Source organism: Enterobacter chengduensis (genome assembly GCF_001984825.2).
Taxonomy (GTDB): Bacteria; Pseudomonadota; Gammaproteobacteria; order Enterobacterales; family Enterobacteriaceae; genus Enterobacter; species Enterobacter chengduensis.
This window is the reverse complement of record NZ_CP043318.1, coordinates 888,670-905,977: the sequence shown is the minus strand read 5'-3', so window position 1 is coordinate 905,977 and position 17,308 is coordinate 888,670. Positions and strand designations below refer to the sequence as shown.

Sequence of the window (17,308 nt, the reverse complement as noted above, 5' to 3'; positions counted from 1 at the left end):
GCTCAACAGGGCTGGCGCACGGGCATGCGCCAGCGAAAGCCTTACAGGCTATTAAATACGCGGTTTTCCTGTTCCTGAACGCGAATAAACGTCGTACGCTTCGTCAGCTCTTTCAGGCGGGATGCCCCCACGTAGGTGCAGGCGGAGCGCAGGCCACCGAGGATATCGCGCGCGGTGTTATCAACCGGACCGCGCAGAGGCAGCTTCACGGTTTTGCCTTCTGCCGCACGGTATTTTGCCACACCACCGACGTGACGGGTCATTGCGGATTCAGAGCTCATGCCGTAGAACAGCATAAATTTCTCGCCGTTCTCTTCAACCACAGTACCACCGCTCTCTTCGTGGCCTGCCAGCATACCGCCGAGCATCACGAAGTCCGCGCCGCCGCCGAAGGCCTTTGCAACATCGCCCGGCATGGTGCAACCGCCGTCGCTGATGATCTGGCCGCCCAGGCCGTGCGCCGCATCGGCACATTCGATAACGGCGGACAGCTGCGGATACCCAACGCCGGTTTTGACGCGCGTGGTGCACACGGAGCCCGGGCCAATGCCCACTTTCACAATATCTGCACCGGAAAGGATCAGCTCTTCACACATTTCACCGGTCACCACGTTGCCCGCGATGATGGTTTTCGTCGGCCAGGCCTCGCGCGCCTTGCTGACGAACTGCACGAAGTGCTCGGAGTAACCGTTCGCCACGTCAATACAAACGAAGCTGAGCGCCGGGTTCGCATTCAGGATCTGTTTGGTCTTCTCGAAATCGGCATCAGAGGTGCCGGTGGAGACCATCACGTGCTTCACGACATCCGCAGAGGCGGATGCAACAAACGCATTCCACTCTTCCGGGCTGTAGTGCTTGTGTACGGCGGTGAGAATGTCGAACTGCGCCAGGGCGGTTGCCATCTCAAAGGTTCCCACAGTATCCATGTTGGCAGCGATGATCGGCACGCCAGACCACGTCTGACCGGAATGCTTAAAGGTGAATTGACGTTCGAGTTCAACGTCTGAGCGACTTTTCAGTGTAGAGCGTTTAGGGCGGATAAGAACGTCTTTGAAACCTAACTTCAGATCTTCTTCGATACGCATGTGCGGATTCCTGGGGTTAGAGGCAAATATGTTAAAAGCACAACTCCAGTGACGCTATCATACGCACTAATACCTGCTCCGCAAGACTGCGAAATTCTCTTTTTTTACGCTACAATCCTATAAATTTACCTGGTAAAAAGCCGGTAAACAGGGCTAAACGATGGCTAACGCACGTTTGAAATTCAACCAACTGATTTTAATAATGAATAATTCCCAGGATTTGATTTAATGGGGTATATCGTCGCATTAACCGGCGGCATCGGTAGTGGCAAAAGTACCGTTGCGGACGCATTTTCTCGTCTGGGCATTACGATTATTGATGCCGATATCATTGCCCGTCAGGTGGTAGAGCCTAATACACCCGCGCTAAAAACCATCGAAGACCATTTTGGTCAGGCAATCCTCAACGCGGACGGCACGCTAAATCGCCGTCGGCTTCGCGAATGCATTTTTTCCGATTCTGCGGAAAAAGCCTGGCTTAATGCCCTGCTCCACCCCATTATCCACCAGGAAACTCAGCGCCAGATGGCCGCAGCTCGCTCGCCGTATGTTCTGTGGGTGGTCCCCTTGCTGGTAGAGAACCAGCTGCAGAATAAAGCCGATCGGGTGCTGGTCATTGATGTCTCGCCTGAAACGCAAATCCAGCGCACCGTGACGCGCGACGGTGTCTCTCGCGAACAGGCTGAGCAAATTCTTGCCGCTCAGGCCACGCGCGCTCAGCGCCTTGCCGTAGCGGATGATGTTATTGATAATAACGGCGCACCAGATGCCATTGCATCGGATGTTGCCCGCCTGCACGCGCAGTATCTGACGTTTGCCGCGCAGGCCGCTGCACAGGAAAAACCATAATGTCGACACACATCCTTTTTGAGCATCCGCTCAATGAAAAAATGCGTACCTGGCTGCGCATCGAATTCCTTATTCAACAGCTTTCACAACATCTGCCTGTTAACGATCACGCTACGGCGCTGCACTTCTTCCGCAACGTAGGCGATCTCCTGGATGTAATTGAACGCGGCGATGTCCGCACAGAACTGCTTAAAGAGCTGGAGCGCCAGCAGCGTAAATTGCAGGCATGGACTGAAGTTCCCGGGGTAGATCAGAGCCGTATCGACGCGCTCCGCCAGCAGTTAAAAAGCAGTAGCGCTGTCCTGATGGCCGCACCGCGCGTCGGGCAGTTTTTGCGTGAAGACCGCCTGATTGGCCTGGTGCGACAGCGTCTGAGCATTCCTGGCGGTTGCTGTAGTTTTGACCTGCCGACCCTGCATATGTGGCTACATATGCCCCAGGCGCAGCGTGACGCGCAGGTAAACAGCTGGCTCGCCAGCCTGGAGCCCATGCACCAGACGCTGGCACTGATCCTCGATCTGATCCGCAACTCTGCGCCGTTCCGCAAGCAAACCAGCCTGAATGGTTTCTTCCAGGATAACGGTGATGATGCCGATCTTCTGCGTCTCAACCTGGCTCTTGGCGAACAGCTTTACCCACAGATTTCCGGGCATAAGAGCCGCTTTGCGATTCGCTTTATGCCGCTGGACAGTGAAAATGGCACCGTGCCGGAACGTCTCGATTTTGAACTGGCCTGTTGTTAAGGAGTGCCGATGTCTGATGTGACCACCGTAAGCTGCCCAACCTGCGGCAAAACCGTTGTTTGGGGCGAAGTGAGTCCTTTCCGCCCGTTTTGCTGCAAGCGCTGCCAGCTAATCGACCTGGGCGAATGGGCAGCGGAAGAGAAACGCATTCCAAGCAAAGGCGATCTCTCGGACAGCGACGACTGGAGCGAAGAGCAACGATAGCTTGAAAGCCTGCTGGCGCTTCGCACGGCAGGCCTACTGTTGTTCGACCAATCGCAGGATCACAGGCTCGTTGGCTGGCGGGAATTTTTCGGCATCACTTGCCTGAAGTTCCACCCAGTTACCCGGCTGCCCCTCTTTTCCCCAGGGCTCCCCCTCCCAGTTTTCGACAAGCCAAAACCACAGCGTGATGTGCCTGTCCGGAAACTGGTACTCAAGCTTGTCAAACAGCGTTGCACCAAGCGGCGTGATCCCTACCTCTTCCTGAAGCTCCCGTACCAGCGCCTCTTCCGGCGTTTCACCTGATTCGATTTTCCCGCCAGGAAACTCCCATTTGTTTGCCATGTGGGCGTCGGCGGCGCGCTGGGTGATAAAGATTTGATTTTGCGGGTTGCGAATAATCCCGACGGCAATTTGCAGTATTTTCATAGTGTCGCTTCCATAAAAAAGGCGCAGTAATCTGCGCCTTTTTGCTTTTTTATGAACTTAGCTCAGACGGCCGTGGCACGCCTTGTACTTTTTACCAGAACCGCACGGGCACGGATCGTTACGCCCCACTTTACGATCGCCGGTCTGCGCGGCGATCGCCGCTGCGGCTTCGCTGTCGTCGGTCTGATGGCTCAGCTGCTGCATTCGTGCCAGACGTTCAGCCTCTTCACGACGCTGCTGCTCCATCGCCTCCACTTCTTCCGGCATACGCACCTGAACCTTGCTCAGGGTGCTGATCACTTCATACTTCAGTGACTCCAGCATAGAGGCAAACATCGAGAAGGATTCACGCTTATACTCCTGCTTCGGATCTTTCTGCGCATAGCCACGCAGGTGGATACCCTGACGCAGGTAATCCATCGCCGCCAGGTGCTCTTTCCACAGGGAGTCCAGCGTCTGCAGCATCACGCCTTTTTCGAAGTGACGCATCATCTCAGCGCCAACGACCTCTTCCTTACGCTTGTAAACGTCCAGCGCGGTTTCATAGATGCGCTCGCGCAGGGTCTCTTCGTGCAGCTCAGGCTCTTTGTCCAGCCACTCTTTGATAGGCAGCTCGAGGTCAAAGTCGTTTTTCAGACGTTCCTGCAGGCCTTCGATATCCCACATTTCTTCCAGAGACTGCGGTGGAATATGCGCATCAATCGTCGCTTTAAACACATCTTCGCGGATGCTGTTGATGGTTTCGCTCACGTCGGACACGTCCAGCAGTTCGTTACGCTGGGTGTAAATCGCACGACGCTGATCGTTAGCCACGTCGTCATACTCCAGCAGCTGCTTACGAATATCGAAGTTGCGGCTTTCTACTTTACGCTGTGCGTTAGCGATCGCTTTGGTCACCCACGGGTGCTCAATGGCTTCACCTGGCTTCATCCCCAGCTTACGCATCATGCCGGACACGCGGTCGGAGGCAAAAATACGCATCAGCGCATCTTCCATAGACAGGTAGAAGCGGGATGAACCGGCATCACCCTGGCGACCCGCACGGCCACGCAGCTGGTTGTCGATACGACGGGATTCGTGACGCTCGGTACCGATGATGTGCAGACCGCCGGAAGCCAGCACCGCGTCGTGACGCACCTGCCAGTCGGCTTTGATCTGGGCAATCTGTTCTGGCGTTGGGTTTTCCAGCTCCGCCACTTCAGCCTGCCAGCTACCGCCCAGCATAATATCGGTACCACGACCCGCCATGTTGGTGGCGATGGTCACGGCAGCCGGATAGCCCGCCTGCGCAACAATGTCCGCTTCTTTGGCGTGGAATTTGGCGTTCAGAACGTTGTGTTTGATACCCGCTTTCGTCAGCTCATTGGAAACCACTTCGGATTTCTCGATGGAGATGGTCCCCACCAGTACCGGCTGGCCCTTCGCAGTACGGTCGCGGATATCTTCAATAATGGCCTGAATTTTTTCCGCTTCGGTCATGTAGACCAGATCCGGCATATCCTTACGGATCATTGGACGGTTGGTTGGAACGACAACGGTATCGAGCTTATAGATAGAGCTGAATTCAAACGCTTCGGTATCAGCAGTACCGGTCATCCCCGCCAGCTTCTCGTACAGACGGAAGTAGTTCTGGAAGGTGATAGACGCCAGCGTCTGGTTTTCATTCTGAATATCCACACCTTCTTTGGCTTCCACAGCCTGGTGCAGACCGTCAGACCAGCGACGTCCCTGCATGGTACGGCCGGTGTGTTCATCGACGATGATCACTTCGCCATCTTTAACGATGTAGTCGACGTCGCGGGTGAACAGCGCGTGCGCACGCAGCGCGGCGGTCACGTGGTGCATCAGCATGATGTTGCTCGGGGAGTAGAGAGACTCGCCCTCTTCCATAATGCCTTCAGCGACCAGCAGTTCTTCAATTTTCACCAGACCGCGTTCGGTCAGGTTCACCTGGCGCGCTTTTTCATCAACGGAGAAGTGACCTTCACCCAGGAAGGTGTCGGAGTCTTCTTTCTCCTGACGCAGCAGGTGTGGAATGATTTTGTCGACCTTACGGTACATCTCGGAGCTGTCTTCAGCCGGGCCGGAGATGATCAGCGGGGTACGCGCTTCATCGATCAGGATGGAGTCCACCTCATCCACCAGCGCATAGTGCAGCTTACGCTGTACGCGCTCTTCCGGGCTAAACGCCATGTTGTCGCGCAGGTAGTCGAAGCCGTATTCGTTGTTTGTACCGTAGGTGATATCCGCATTGTACGCTTCACGCTTGGCCGGCGCAGGCAGGCCGGACATGTTGATACCCACGGTCATACAGAGGAATTCAAACAGTGGACGGTTGTTTTCGGCGTCACGCTGCGCCAGATAGTCGTTGACGGTAACGACGTGAACGCCTTTACCGGTCAGCGCGTTCAGGTAGGCCGGCAGCGTTGCGGTCAGGGTTTTACCTTCACCGGTACGCATTTCCGCGATGCAGCGCTCGTTCAGCACCATACCACCCAGCAGCTGAACGTCGAAGTGACGCATGCCGAATACGCGCTTACTTGCTTCACGCACGACGGCAAACGCTTCCGGGATCAGGCTTTCTAAGGTTTCGCCTTTTTCCAGACGGGCACGGAATTCCGCCGTTTTTGCTTTCAGCTCGTCATCGGAGAGCTTCTCCATCGCCGGTTCCATACCGTTGATGACGGCAACAGCTTTGCGCATACGGCGCAGAGTACGATCGTTACGACTACCGAAAACTTTTGTTAATAATTTGATTAGCATAATAAATTCTCAAACGCCCCAGCGTGGGCAGATAAATTAAGGTATTGAAAAAGTTAATTTAGCTGAGGCGTTGCGGCCCGGCGCGAATGCCGTGAGCCTGGCTAATCCAGGTTGAAATAGAGAATACAAGAGGTGAAACAAAGGTGCGTGGCGTCGTCTGGTGCGCCACAACCGGCGGCTGGCTGTCCTGGGTGAGGAGCGCATTGAGCGTGTCCAGCAGGGCAAGATGCTGAGCCTGCACCGGCAGCACCTCTTCCGCAACAGGCATAGCCTGCGGCGCCATCGCGAAGGAGAGATGGCGGATAACCGTGCGGATAGCGTGCTGGTGCCAGTAATCGACGGAGAAGTTAGGACGGCGGCTGGCCTCAAGCCACGCAAGATTAGTGAAATTAACCCGCGTGTTGAGATCGTGTTTGGTGGTAGAGGCTTTTGCGGGCGTCGCCGCTTCGGCACTGCTGCAGAGCGCAGGCAAGCCGAAACTCGCCGCGACCATCCCTAATAAGAGATGCGGCCAGAAGTAACGTCTGCCAAATTGTCGCCAGCGCGTCAGTATTCCGCTCACTTGCTCCACCCAATAAGCCAGCCTTGCTGAGGCTGAGTTCAGTTATTCTTTTAGCGCCCAGATATTACCACTAATGCCACTATACATCAGCAGGAATGAGGTGCCGCCGCGGGGAAAAACGGTCAAGAATGCAGCTAACGCACACATTTTCTGCGCATGACAAACAAGAGATAACGCTGGGGGAAACGAAGAAGGGTAAAAATAAAAACGACTGGTCTTCCTGGCCGGAGAGAGTACCAGGTTAACCAGTCGATTTTTTACGAACGGTCCAGACCGTTACGCCAGAACCATGTTTGGTGCTTTGAAGGCCAGCGGCAGTTCAGCTTCGTCTTCAAAGGTCACATATTCCCAGGCTTCCTGTTTTGCCAGGACGGCCTGCAACAGTTTGTTGTTCAGCGCATGACCGGATTTGAACGCGGTAAATGCACCAATGATGTTGTGACCACACATAAACAGGTCGCCGATCGCATCCAGCATTTTGTGACGAACGAATTCATCTTCAAAACGCAGGCCGTCTTCGTTCAGTACGCGATAATCGTCAACAACGATGGCACAATCGAAGCTGCCGCCCAGGCACAGGCCGCGGGACTGCAGATATTCGATATCACGCATGAAGCCAAACGTACGTGCGCGGCTGATCTGACGCATAAACGCATCAGCAGAGAAGTTCATCGCGTAGCGCTGGGTGCTGGAGTCAATCGCCGGATGGTTAAAGTCGATGGTAAAGTCCAACGAGAAACCATTGTACGGTTTGAATTCAGCCCACTTGTCGCCATCTTCGACGCGAACGGTCTCTTTGATGCGAACAAATTTCTTCGCGCAGTTCAGTTCTTCGATGCCGGCATCCAGCAACAGATAAACGAACGGAGCAGCACTGCCATCCATAATCGGGATTTCTGGCGCATCGACTTCAACAATAATGTTATCGATACCCAGACCCGCCAGGGCGGCGTTCAGGTGCTCTACGGTAGAAATCCGCACGTCATGCTCGTTCACCAGACAAGTACAGAGCATAGTATCACGCACAGATTTGGCATCGGCCGGAAAATCTACCGGTGGATTCAAGTCGGTGCGACGATAGATGACCCCGGTATTGGCCGGCGCAGGGCGTAACGTCAGCGTGACTTTCTTGCCGGTATGTAAACCGACACCCGTCGCCTGAACGATACGTTTAAGTGTCCTTTGTTTGATCATCGTATAATCTCGCCAAATTAACTATCCAACCGAGAGTGTATATCACTAACGGTGGGCCAGTTTAGCACAAAGAGCGCAAATCCCCTAATTCCAGCCAATTCTTAATCAGCTTGCTTACGCAGGAACGCCGGGATATCCAGATAATCTGGCTCTTTCGCCGTTTGCGGCGTTGGGTCGTTCACCACTTTCGCGGCCGGTTTCTGCTCTTGAGTCAGAGGAGACATACCGTGCTGCTGGTAACGATCCATTACCGGTTGCTGTGTCTGTTTATTAGTCACGAGGGTGATCTCAGGACGCTTGTCCATACCGATACCGGTCGCAACAACGGTCACACGCAGCTCGTCGTTCATTTCAGGGTCAAGGGAAGTACCGATTACCACGGTGGCGTTGTCAGAGGCGAACGCACGGATAGTGTTACCCACGGTTTCAAACTCATCCAGACGCAGGTCAAAGCCAGCGGTAATGTTGACCAGCACGCCGCGCGCACCAGACAGATCGATATCTTCCAGCAGTGGAGAAGAGATGGCCATTTCAGCCGCTTCTTCTGCACGGTCTTCGCCGCTCGCCACGCCAGAGCCCATCATCGCGTAGCCCATTTCGGACATCACGGTGCGAACGTCTGCAAAGTCAACGTTCATCAGGCCAGGACGAGTAATCAGTTCAGCGATACCCTGAACCGCGCCTTTCAGCACGTCGTTTGCGGCACCGAAGGCGTCCAGCAGGGAGATACCGCGACCCAGAACTTTCAGCAGCTTGTCGTTCGGGATGGTGATCAGCGAGTCCACATGCTTGGACAGCTCGGTGATACCCTGCTCCGCGAAGGCCATACGCTTCTTGCCTTCAAAGTTGAAAGGCTTGGTCACGACAGCAACGGTCAGGATACCTAAATCTTTAGCGACTTCCGCCACAACAGGCGCTGCGCCGGTACCGGTACCGCCACCCATGCCTGCTGCGATGAAGACCATGTCCGCACCTTCCAGTGCAGCGCGCAGGGCTTCACGATCTTCTTCAGCCGCATTGCGACCGACTTCCGGGTTAGCCCCTGCTCCCAGCCCTTTGGTGATACCACCGCCGATCTGGATAGTCTGGCCTACAGCCGTCTTACGCAGTGCCTGCGCATCGGTGTTAACTGCAAAGAACTCAACACCTTCAATGCGTTCACGCACCATATGCTCTACGGCGTTACCGCCGCCGCCACCGACGCCGATGACTTTAATCACCGCGTCGTTGGTCAGTTCCATAGGTTCAAACATAATTTCTCTCTCCGTTGTGCCTGTCGCCCGAGACCGCTAATTCTCTCCGGTCTCTTAAAAAAATTAAAACTCTTTTCGCAACCAGTTGTTCAGTCGTTTGACCCACGACCCCACTGAGACGCGTTTTTCCACTTCTGCTTCACCACTGAGATGAGATTCCTTCCCGTAATGGAGCAGGCCCACAGCCGTTGAATAATACGGCTCCTGAGCATAATCCGTTAAACCGGTGATATTCAGCGGCGCGCCAATACGCACCTGCGTATGGAACACGCGCTGAGCACAGGCCGCAAGACCTTCAATTTGCGCTGCACCGCCGGTTAATACAATCCCCGCCGCAAGATGATGCTTAACGCCCTGCTGACGAAGCTGTTCCTGTAACTGTAAAATCTCTTCGTTGACCAGGTTGAGCAGCTCGGTATAGCGCGGCTCAATCACCTCTGCCAACGTCTGGCGCTGCAGGCTGCGCGGTGGACGACCACCAACGCTCGGCACTTCAACGCTCTCATCTTTGCCAACGATAGACCCCAGCGCACAGCCGTGGCGCACTTTAATCGCTTCTGCATCGCTCGGTGGCGTACCAAAAGCGTAAGCAATATCGCTGGTCACAACGTTCCCGGCATACGGGATCACTTTGGTGTGGCGCAGCGCACCGCCGGTATACACGGCGATATCCATTGTACCACCACCAATATCGACCACACAGACGCCCAGTTCACGTTCATCTTCGGTCAGCACGGAATAACTGGCCGCCAGACCGGCGAAAATAAGTTGGTCAACTTTTAGGCCACAACGTTCAACGGCTTTGACAATGTTCTTCGCCATATCGTTGTGACATGTGATCAGGTGCACTTTTGCCTGCATACGGACGCCAGACAGACCGACCGGGTTTTTGATCCCTTCCTGATAGTCGATCGCGTATTCCTGCGGGATGACGTGCAGCACGCGGTGCTCGTCGCGGACACGCACGGATTTCGCCGTGTGCACGACGTTTTCAACGTCTTCCTGCGTCACTTCTTCTTCGGAAATCGGCACCATACCGATTTCGTTCTGGCAGCTTATGTGCTTACCAGAAAGGGCAAGATAGACAGAAGAAATCTGGCAATCTGCCATCAATTCAGCCTGATCGATGGCGCGCTGAACGCATTTCACCACCGATTCAAGATCGTTTACCCCACCTTTATCCATACCACGGGACGGGCAACTGCCTACGCCAATGATATTGACCATACCGTCGGGCAGAACTTCCCCTACTAAAGCGGCAACCTTCGCGGTGCCAATCTCCAGTCCAACTACCAGTTTTCTGTCCGTCGCCTTGATCATTGTTGTTCTGCCTGTACCTGTGCCTGATTCTGTTGCTGATTAGGTTCCTCGACCGGAGCCGGTACCCAACCGACTGCTGCGCCTGAGTCATAGCGCAAATCAACGTAGCTTATCCGTTTGCCGTCAGTCTGTGCCTGCTGCTGTAAAACCGGGTAAAGTTCGACAAAACGCGCCAGACGCTTCATGGTGTCGCCGCGTCCCAGGTTGAGCTTAATGCCGTTTGTTAACGTCAGCTGCCAGGAGCGACGCGCCGTCATGGCCGCATCTTTTAACGTAAACCTGTCCTTCGCCAGCACCTGCCCCATGTCGCGAAAACCCTGTAACACTTCGTTTTCGCTGCCTTCAGGGCCATACAACATCGGTAAATTTTGCTTGTTGACACGATCGGCCGGGACGCTGAAGGAATTTCCGTCTACGTCAACCATGTGCTGATCATTCCAACGCGCAATGGGCACATATTCAACCAGATGAATCTTCAATTCATCAGGCCATTGCTTTCTTACGCTCGCCTGTTTTATCCAGGGCAGACGTTCAATCTGGCTCTGGATAATATTGACGTCCTGCGTCATAAAGGTGCCGGGCGAGCCCAGCGCCAGAATTGACTGACGAATATCGTCGTTGCGCGTGTAGTGACGCTCACCGGTGACCACCAGCTTAGAAAGCGGCAACCGCTGCGCATCCTCCATCCAGCCCAGGACCATCCAGCCGCTGATAAACACGGTGCACAGCACCCCGAGCAGGAAAATGATGCCTGCAAGACGCGTTCCATTACTGCGGCGTGAAGAGGCGTATTCTTCCTCGTCATCGCGGTTGCGCGTGTTCAATGCAGCCTGAGACATATCAGCCCGCCTGGTCCAGGATGCGTACGACTAACTGCGAGAAGCTCATCCCCGCCTGACGCGCCGCCATCGGCACAAGGCTGTGGCTGGTCATTCCCGGAGAGGTATTCGCTTCCAGCAGATAAAATTGCCCGTCACTGTCCTGCATCACGTCGATGCGTCCCCAACCCTGGCATCCCAGAACATGCCAGGCTTTAAGCACCAGGGACTGTAAATCGGCTTCACGCTCTGCTTCAAGACCACTTGGGCAGAAATATTGCGTCTCATCAGAGAGATACTTCGCCTCATAATCATAGAAGACTCCAGCGGGTTGGATACGGATTGACGGTAAAATTTCTTCGCCAAGCATCGCGACGGTAAATTCCGGCCCGCTAAGCCATTTTTCTACCAGAACTTCATCATCATGTTGAAATGCCAGCGCTAAAGCGGACGCTAAATCGTCAGATTTGTCGACTTTGGACATTCCCACGCTGGAGCCTTCCCGGCTTGGCTTTACAATAACCGGTAAGCCCAGATCAGCAATGCGTGCATTAACGCTATCCGGCAGGCCCAATTCAAATTCGCGACGCGTCAGTGCCACCCAGGGTGCGACAAGTAGCCCTGCGCCCTGCCACAGCAGCTTGCTGCGCAGTTTATCCATAGAGATAGCGGAAGCCATCACGCCGCTGCCGGTGTACGGCAGGCCGATCAGATCCAGAAGCCCTTGCAGGGTGCCGTCTTCACCGCCGCGACCATGTAAAGCGATAAAGACTTTATCGAAGCCCATGGCCTTTAATTGCGTCACGTCGACCTCTTTTGGATCGACCAGGTGCGCATTGACGCCACCTTCACGCAGGCCCGCCAGCACGGCCGCGCCGGAGTTCAGAGAAACCTCGCGCTCGGCGGAGGTGCCGCCGGACAGGACAGCAATCTTATCAGCCATGATGCTCATCCTCCTGGTTTTGCGGCTTCAGTTTGATTTCAGCTAAGGTACGGGCGATTTTGCCGATATTTCCCGCGCCCTGGATCAGAATCAAATCGTTACCTGTCAGGACCGGTGCCAGAATATCCGCCACCTGTGCCGGGTCAGAAACCAAAATAGGGTCAACTTTACCGCGTCCGCGGATTGTGCGACACAAAGAACGGCTGTCAGCCCCAGGAATCGGAGTTTCGCCCGCTGCATAAACGTCCAGCATCAGCAATGTATCCACCTGCGACAGTACGCTGGCGAAATCGTCATACAGATCGCGGGTACGCGTGTAGCGGTGGGGCTGGAAGATCATGACCAGATTTTTTTCAGGCCAGCCCGCGCGTGCGGCTTTGATGGTCGCATCCACCTCGGTTGGATGGTGACCGTAGTCGTCCACCAGCATCGCGGTGCCGGCTTTACCGTTGACGGCCTCCAGCGGGAATTCACCGAGGAAATCGAAGCGACGGCCGGTGCCCTGGAAGCTTTCCAGCGCGCGCAGGATCGCGTCATCATCAATGCCTTCTTCCGTCGCGACGGCCACTGCCGCGGCGGCATTGAGGGCGTTATGGCGCCCTGGCGCATTCAGCGTCACGTGCAGCAGCTCTTTGTCCTTACGCGCCAGCGTGAAGTGCCCCTGCGCGCCGATCTGTTTGTACCCTTCGACGCGAACGTCAGCGTCTTCACTGAAGCCGTAGGTGGTAATTTGACGCCCCACGCGCGGCAGCAGCTCGCGGATCACCGGATCGTCTACGCACATCACCGCGCGCCCGTAGAACGGCAGGTTGTGCAGGAAGTTGATAAAGGTCTGCTTTAAATTCTCGAAGTCACCCTGGTAGGTATCCATATGGTCAGCTTCGATGTTGGTGACAATCGCCACCATCGGCTGCAGGTGCAGGAACGACGCGTCGCTCTCATCCGCTTCCGCAATCAGATAACGGCTGTGGCCGAGACGAGCGTGTACGCCTGCGGCTTTCACCAGACCGCCGTTGACGAACGTCGGGTCGAGGCCCGCTTCCGCATAAATACTGGAGACCATCGCCGTGGTCGTGGTTTTACCGTGGGTCCCGGCAATCGCGATGCCGTGACGGAAACGCATCAGTTCCGCCAGCATTTCTGCACGGCGGATCACCGGAATGCGCGCGTCGTGCGCGGCAACGATTTCCGGGTTGTCGGAGGAGATGGCGCTTGAGACCACCACCACGCTCGCATCGCGCACGTTTTCCGGACGATGGTTAAAATAGATGGTCGCCCCAAGCGACGCCAGCTGCTGCGTAACAGGGTTTGGCGCCAGGTCAGATCCGCTGATCTGATAGCCTTCGTTAGCTAACACTTCGGCAATACCGCCCATGCCGGCACCACCGATGCCAACAAAGTGAATGTGCCGGACGCGACGCATCTCGGGCACGATTGAACGCAGTTTTGCCAGTTGTTGTGTATTCATTCTCTAAACGCCATCGACTACTAAAAATTCGTGCCGCGCTTCACGCGCTGCGAGGGTTAAGCCTGGGCTGCCAGGCTCACTTCTTTTGCCACCCGTTCCGTCGCATCAGGGATGGCCGCCGCGCGCGCGCGTTGCGCCATCTCAAGCAATACGCCTCTGTTCCAGCCCGCCAGGGTGGTGGCGACCGCGTCGGCGGTAAACTGTGGCTGCTCAAATATCTTCGCCGCACCCGCTTTCTCAAGCGGCAGCGCATTCCAGTACTGCTGTCTGTCTTTGTGCTGGAACGGCACAAACAGCGCTGGCAAACCGGCGGCAGCAATCTCGCTCACCGTCAGCGCGCCAGAGCGACAAACCACGACATCGGCCCAGGCATACGCTGCCGCCATGTCGTCGATAAACTCTGTGACTTTATGCTGCGGTTGCCCCGCCTCGGCGTAGGCCTGCTCAACGGTCTGCTGAGCGCCTTTTCCGCTCTGGTGCCAGATGGTTACGGCATCTGCGAGCTTTGCTGCTACCTGCGGCATCGTCTGGTTTAAAATGCGTGCGCCCTGAGAGCCGCCCACGACCAGGACATGCACCGGCCCTTCACGGCCCGTCAGGCGAGCGTCCGGCAGCGGCAGCGCCAGCACGTCCACGCGCACCGGGTTACCCACCACGTCCGCTTTCGGGAACGCGCCGGGAAATGCCTGCATAACTTTGGTGGCGATTTTCGCCAGCCATTTGTTGGTCAGACCGGCAATACCGTTCTGCTCATGCAGCACGACGGGAATACCTAACGACCACGCCGCCAGCCCGCCGGGACCAGAGACATAGCCGCCCATGCCCAGCACCACATCGGGCTTAAAGCGCTTCATGATGGTGCGCGCCTGACGCCAGGCGTTAAAAATGCGCACCGGCGCCAGCAGCATTGCCTTGAGGCCTTTGCCCCGAAGGCCGGAAATACGAATAAAGTCGATCTCGATACCGTGCTTCGGTACCAGATCGGCCTCCATGCGGTCTGCGGTTCCCAGCCAGCGTACCTGCCAGCCCTGATCCATTAAATGGTGCGCAACCGCCAGCCCCGGGAACACGTGTCCGCCGGTACCGCCTGCCATCACCATTAACCGCTTTGGTTGATTCATCGTGAACCTCGTGTAAACGCCTGGGCTTTTTCCAGACGCGTCTCATAATCTATGCGCAACAACAGCATGATGGCCGTCGACATGATCAACAAACTGGAACCACCATAACTGATCAACGGCAACGTCAGACCTTTGGTCGGCAGCATGCCCGCTGCGGCCCCGACGTTAACCAATGCCTGGAAGCTAAACCAGATACCAATTGAGCAGGCCAGGAAGCCTGAGAAGCGGTGATCGATCTCCAGCGCTTTCCGGCCAATCGACATGGCGCGGAAAGCGACGAAGAATACCATTAATAGCGCTAATACCACACCGATATAACCCAGTTCTTCCCCAATAATGGAGAAGATGAAGTCAGTGTGCGCTTCCGGTAAATACTCCAGTTTCTGTACCGAGTTACCCAGCCCCTGTCCCCAGAGTTCACCGCGACCAAAGGCCATCAGCGACTGCGTCAGCTGATAACCGCTGCCGAACGGATCTTCCCACGGGTTCCAGAACGAGGTCACGCGGCGGATACGGTAAGGCTCGGCGAGGATCAGCAGCACAACCGCTGAAATTCCCATCCCGATAATGGCGATGAACTGCCACAGCTTGGCCCCTGCCAGGAACAGCATCGCCAGCGTCGTGACAAACAGCACCACCACGGTACCGAGGTCAGGCTGCGCCAGCAGCAATACCGCAAGCACCAGAATCACGCCCATCGGTTTTAAGAAGCCGCGAAGGTTGTTACGCACCTCATCTACCTTACGCACCAGGTAGTTCGCCAGGTAGCAGAACAGGGAGAGCTTGGTGAATTCCGCAGGCTGAATGCGCAGCGGGCCAAAGGCAATCCAGCGCGATGCCCCGTTAACGGAGCTTCCCACCACCAGCACGATCAGCAACATGATGATTGACGCAATCAGCATCGCCGTACTGTGCCGCTGCCAGAATGCCATCGGCAGACGCAGGGTCACCAGCGCCAGACAGAACGCCAGGATGATGTACAGCCCGTCACGCTTGGCAAACAGGAAGGGATCGTTAGCCAGACGCTGTCCAACGGGCATCGAGGCCGAGGTCACCATGATAAAGCCGATCGCCGCCAGCCCCAGCGTAAGCCAGAACAGGGTGCGGTCGTACATAATCAGGCTATCGGAGTCTTTTTCCCGCGAAGCCATCACCCAGCCTTTCAGTGCCGCAAACAGCCACACCAGAATTCCAAATCCTGGCAGACGCGGCATTTTCAGGCGAGGGAGAGATAAACGCATCAGCCTAACTCCTTCGCCAGACGGGTAAAGACATCACCACGCTGTTCGAAATTCTTGAATTGATCGAGGCTGGCACAGGCCGGAGAGAGCAGCACCATGTCGCCCGGCTTCACGCGAGGCGCGATAAGCCGCATCGCCTGTTCCATGGTGTCGGTTTGCTCGGCAACCTCAGGGCGCAGTTCAGCCAGCTCGCTGCCGTCGCGGCCGAAGCAGTACAGACGGATATTATCCCCGGAAAGATACGGCTTGAGGGACGAGAAATCAGCGGATTTACCGTCGCCGCCCAGCAGCAGATGCAGGGTACCGTCAACGTGCAGGCCGTTCAGCGCGGCCTCCGTGCTGCCCACGTTGGTCGCCTTAGAGTCGTTGATCCAGCGCACGCCGTTGTGCTCCAGCGCCAGCTGGAAGCGGTGCGCCAGGCCGGAAAACGTGGTTAACGCCTTCAGGCTGGAGGAACGCGGCAGCCCGACGGCATCCGCCAGCGCCAGCGCCGCCAGCGCATTGGTATAGTTATGCTGACCAGAGAGCTTCATCTCTTTCACGTTCAGCACTTTCTCACCTTTCACCCGCAGCCAGGTTTCACCCAGCTGGCGGTTCAGATGATAATCACCCATGGTGATGCCGAAGCTGACGCAGCGGTCGTCCGCGCCGCGTACCGGCATGGTCAGCGCGTCATCGGCGTTCACCACGCAGACTTTGGCATTTTCATACACGCGCAGCTTGGCGGCGCGGTACTGCTGCAGACCAAATGGATACCTGTCCATATGATCCTCCGTCACGTTAAGGATCGTCGCAGCGGCGGCGTGCAGGCTGGAGGTCGTTTCCAGCTGGAAGCTGGAAAGTTCCAGAACATAGAGTTCGCAGCCTTTGTCCAGCAGCATCAGAGCAGGCAAGCCGATGTTACCGCCGACGCCGACGTTCATGCCTGCCGCTTTCGCCATTTCACCCACCAGGGTGGTGACGGTGCTCTTTCCGTTAGAACCGGTAATGGCGATAACGGGGGCCTGCGCTTCGCGGCAGAACAGCTCGATATCGCCGACAATCTCAACGCCCGCATCCGCGGCAGCGCTCAGCGAAGGGTGCGCCAGCGCCATACCAGGGCTTGCGACAATCAGATCGGCTGCCAGCAGCCAGTCATCATTCAGACCACCAAGGTGGCGTTCAACCTGTTCCGGCAGCTTGTCCAGACCCGGCGGAGAGACACGCGTATCCATCACCCGCGGCGTCACGCCGCGCGCGAGGAAAAAGTCCACGCAGGAGAGGCCCGTGAGGCCCAACCCGATGATAACGACTTTTTTGCCCTGGTAATCTGCCATGA

At 56.1% G+C, this 17,308-nt stretch carries 16 protein-coding genes; 3 read left to right on the top strand and 13 right to left on the bottom strand.

Annotation, left to right across the window (positions count from 1 at the left end; all coding sequences use genetic code 11):
* Nucleotides 1-41: 41 nt before the first annotated feature.
* Complete coding sequence (locus tag FY206_RS04360) at nt 42-1,085, bottom strand: GMP reductase (protein ID WP_032644074.1); 1,044 nt, start codon at nt 1,083-1,085, stop codon at nt 42-44.
* 228 nt (nt 1,086-1,313) lie between these two features.
* Between FY206_RS04360 and coaE the strand changes: the two genes are divergently transcribed.
* From coaE to yacG, 3 genes are read left to right on the top strand one after another with little or no spacing between them, the layout of a single operon-like run.
* The gene (gene coaE, locus FY206_RS04355) at nt 1,314-1,934 is read left to right on the top strand and encodes a dephospho-CoA kinase (protein ID WP_032644073.1); all 621 of its coding nucleotides are present in this window, start codon (nt 1,314-1,316) and stop codon (nt 1,932-1,934) included.
* A complete protein-coding gene (gene zapD / locus FY206_RS04350) occupies nt 1,934-2,677 on the top strand; it encodes a cell division protein ZapD (RefSeq protein ID WP_032644072.1) in 744 nt (247 codons plus the stop codon). The genes coaE and zapD overlap by 1 nt, the downstream gene beginning before the upstream one ends.
* A 9-nt stretch (nt 2,678-2,686) precedes the next feature.
* Nucleotides 2,687-2,881 (top strand): DNA gyrase inhibitor YacG, encoded by a 195-nt coding sequence (yacG, locus tag FY206_RS04345; RefSeq protein ID WP_032644071.1) that lies wholly within the window; start codon nt 2,687-2,689, stop codon nt 2,879-2,881.
* 33 nt (nt 2,882-2,914) lie between these two features.
* Here the strand turns inward: yacG and mutT are convergent, their stop codons facing one another.
* From mutT to murD, 12 genes are all read right to left on the bottom strand, one after another.
* Nucleotides 2,915-3,307, bottom strand: a complete 393-nt coding sequence (mutT, locus tag FY206_RS04340; RefSeq protein ID WP_032644070.1) for an 8-oxo-dGTP diphosphatase MutT — start codon at nt 3,305-3,307, stop codon at nt 2,915-2,917.
* A gap of 57 nt (nt 3,308-3,364) precedes the next feature.
* Nucleotides 3,365-6,070, bottom strand: coding sequence for a preprotein translocase subunit SecA (gene secA / locus FY206_RS04335; protein ID WP_077064278.1), 2,706 nt, complete (start codon nt 6,068-6,070; stop codon nt 3,365-3,367).
* A 58-nt stretch (nt 6,071-6,128) separates the two neighbouring features.
* A complete protein-coding gene (gene secM / locus FY206_RS04330; protein WP_032644171.1) occupies nt 6,129-6,632 on the bottom strand; it encodes a secA translation cis-regulator SecM in 504 nt (167 codons plus the stop codon).
* A gap of 276 nt (nt 6,633-6,908) precedes the next feature.
* Nucleotides 6,909-7,826 (bottom strand): UDP-3-O-acyl-N-acetylglucosamine deacetylase, encoded by a 918-nt coding sequence (gene lpxC / locus FY206_RS04325; protein ID WP_010426966.1) that lies wholly within the window; start codon nt 7,824-7,826, stop codon nt 6,909-6,911.
* Nucleotides 7,827-7,927: 101 nt separating this feature from the next.
* Nucleotides 7,928-9,079 (bottom strand): cell division protein FtsZ, encoded by a 1,152-nt coding sequence (gene ftsZ, locus FY206_RS04320; RefSeq protein ID WP_008501978.1) that lies wholly within the window; start codon nt 9,077-9,079, stop codon nt 7,928-7,930.
* A 63-nt stretch (nt 9,080-9,142) separates the two neighbouring features.
* The gene (gene ftsA, locus FY206_RS04315) at nt 9,143-10,399 is read right to left on the bottom strand and encodes a cell division protein FtsA (RefSeq protein ID WP_023334508.1); all 1,257 of its coding nucleotides are present in this window, start codon (nt 10,397-10,399) and stop codon (nt 9,143-9,145) included.
* A complete protein-coding gene (gene ftsQ, locus FY206_RS04310; protein ID WP_032644068.1) occupies nt 10,396-11,238 on the bottom strand; it encodes a cell division protein FtsQ in 843 nt (280 codons plus the stop codon). The genes ftsA and ftsQ overlap by 4 nt, the downstream gene beginning before the upstream one ends.
* Before the next feature lies 1 nt (nt 11,239).
* Nucleotides 11,240-12,160 (bottom strand): D-alanine--D-alanine ligase, encoded by a 921-nt coding sequence (locus FY206_RS04305; protein ID WP_077064279.1) that lies wholly within the window; start codon nt 12,158-12,160, stop codon nt 11,240-11,242.
* Nucleotides 12,153-13,628 (bottom strand): UDP-N-acetylmuramate--L-alanine ligase, encoded by a 1,476-nt coding sequence (gene murC / locus FY206_RS04300; RefSeq protein ID WP_032644066.1) that lies wholly within the window; start codon nt 13,626-13,628, stop codon nt 12,153-12,155. Before murC ends, FY206_RS04305 begins: the two co-directional genes overlap by 8 nt.
* Nucleotides 13,629-13,684: 56 nt before the next feature.
* Nucleotides 13,685-14,749: an undecaprenyldiphospho-muramoylpentapeptide beta-N-acetylglucosaminyltransferase gene (gene murG / locus FY206_RS04295; RefSeq protein ID WP_032644065.1), complete on the bottom strand. Its 1,065-nt coding sequence runs from the start codon at nt 14,747-14,749 to the stop codon at nt 13,685-13,687.
* Nucleotides 14,746-15,990: a cell division protein FtsW gene (gene ftsW, locus FY206_RS04290; protein ID WP_032644064.1), complete on the bottom strand. Its 1,245-nt coding sequence runs from the start codon at nt 15,988-15,990 to the stop codon at nt 14,746-14,748. The genes murG and ftsW overlap by 4 nt, the downstream gene beginning before the upstream one ends.
* Nucleotides 15,990-17,306 carry a UDP-N-acetylmuramoyl-L-alanine--D-glutamate ligase gene (gene murD, locus FY206_RS04285; protein ID WP_032644063.1) on the bottom strand — a complete coding sequence of 439 codons (1,317 nt, stop codon included), beginning with the start codon at nt 17,304-17,306 and terminating at the stop codon, nt 15,990-15,992. Before murD ends, ftsW begins: the two co-directional genes overlap by 1 nt.
* Nucleotides 17,307-17,308 lie beyond the last annotated feature (2 nt).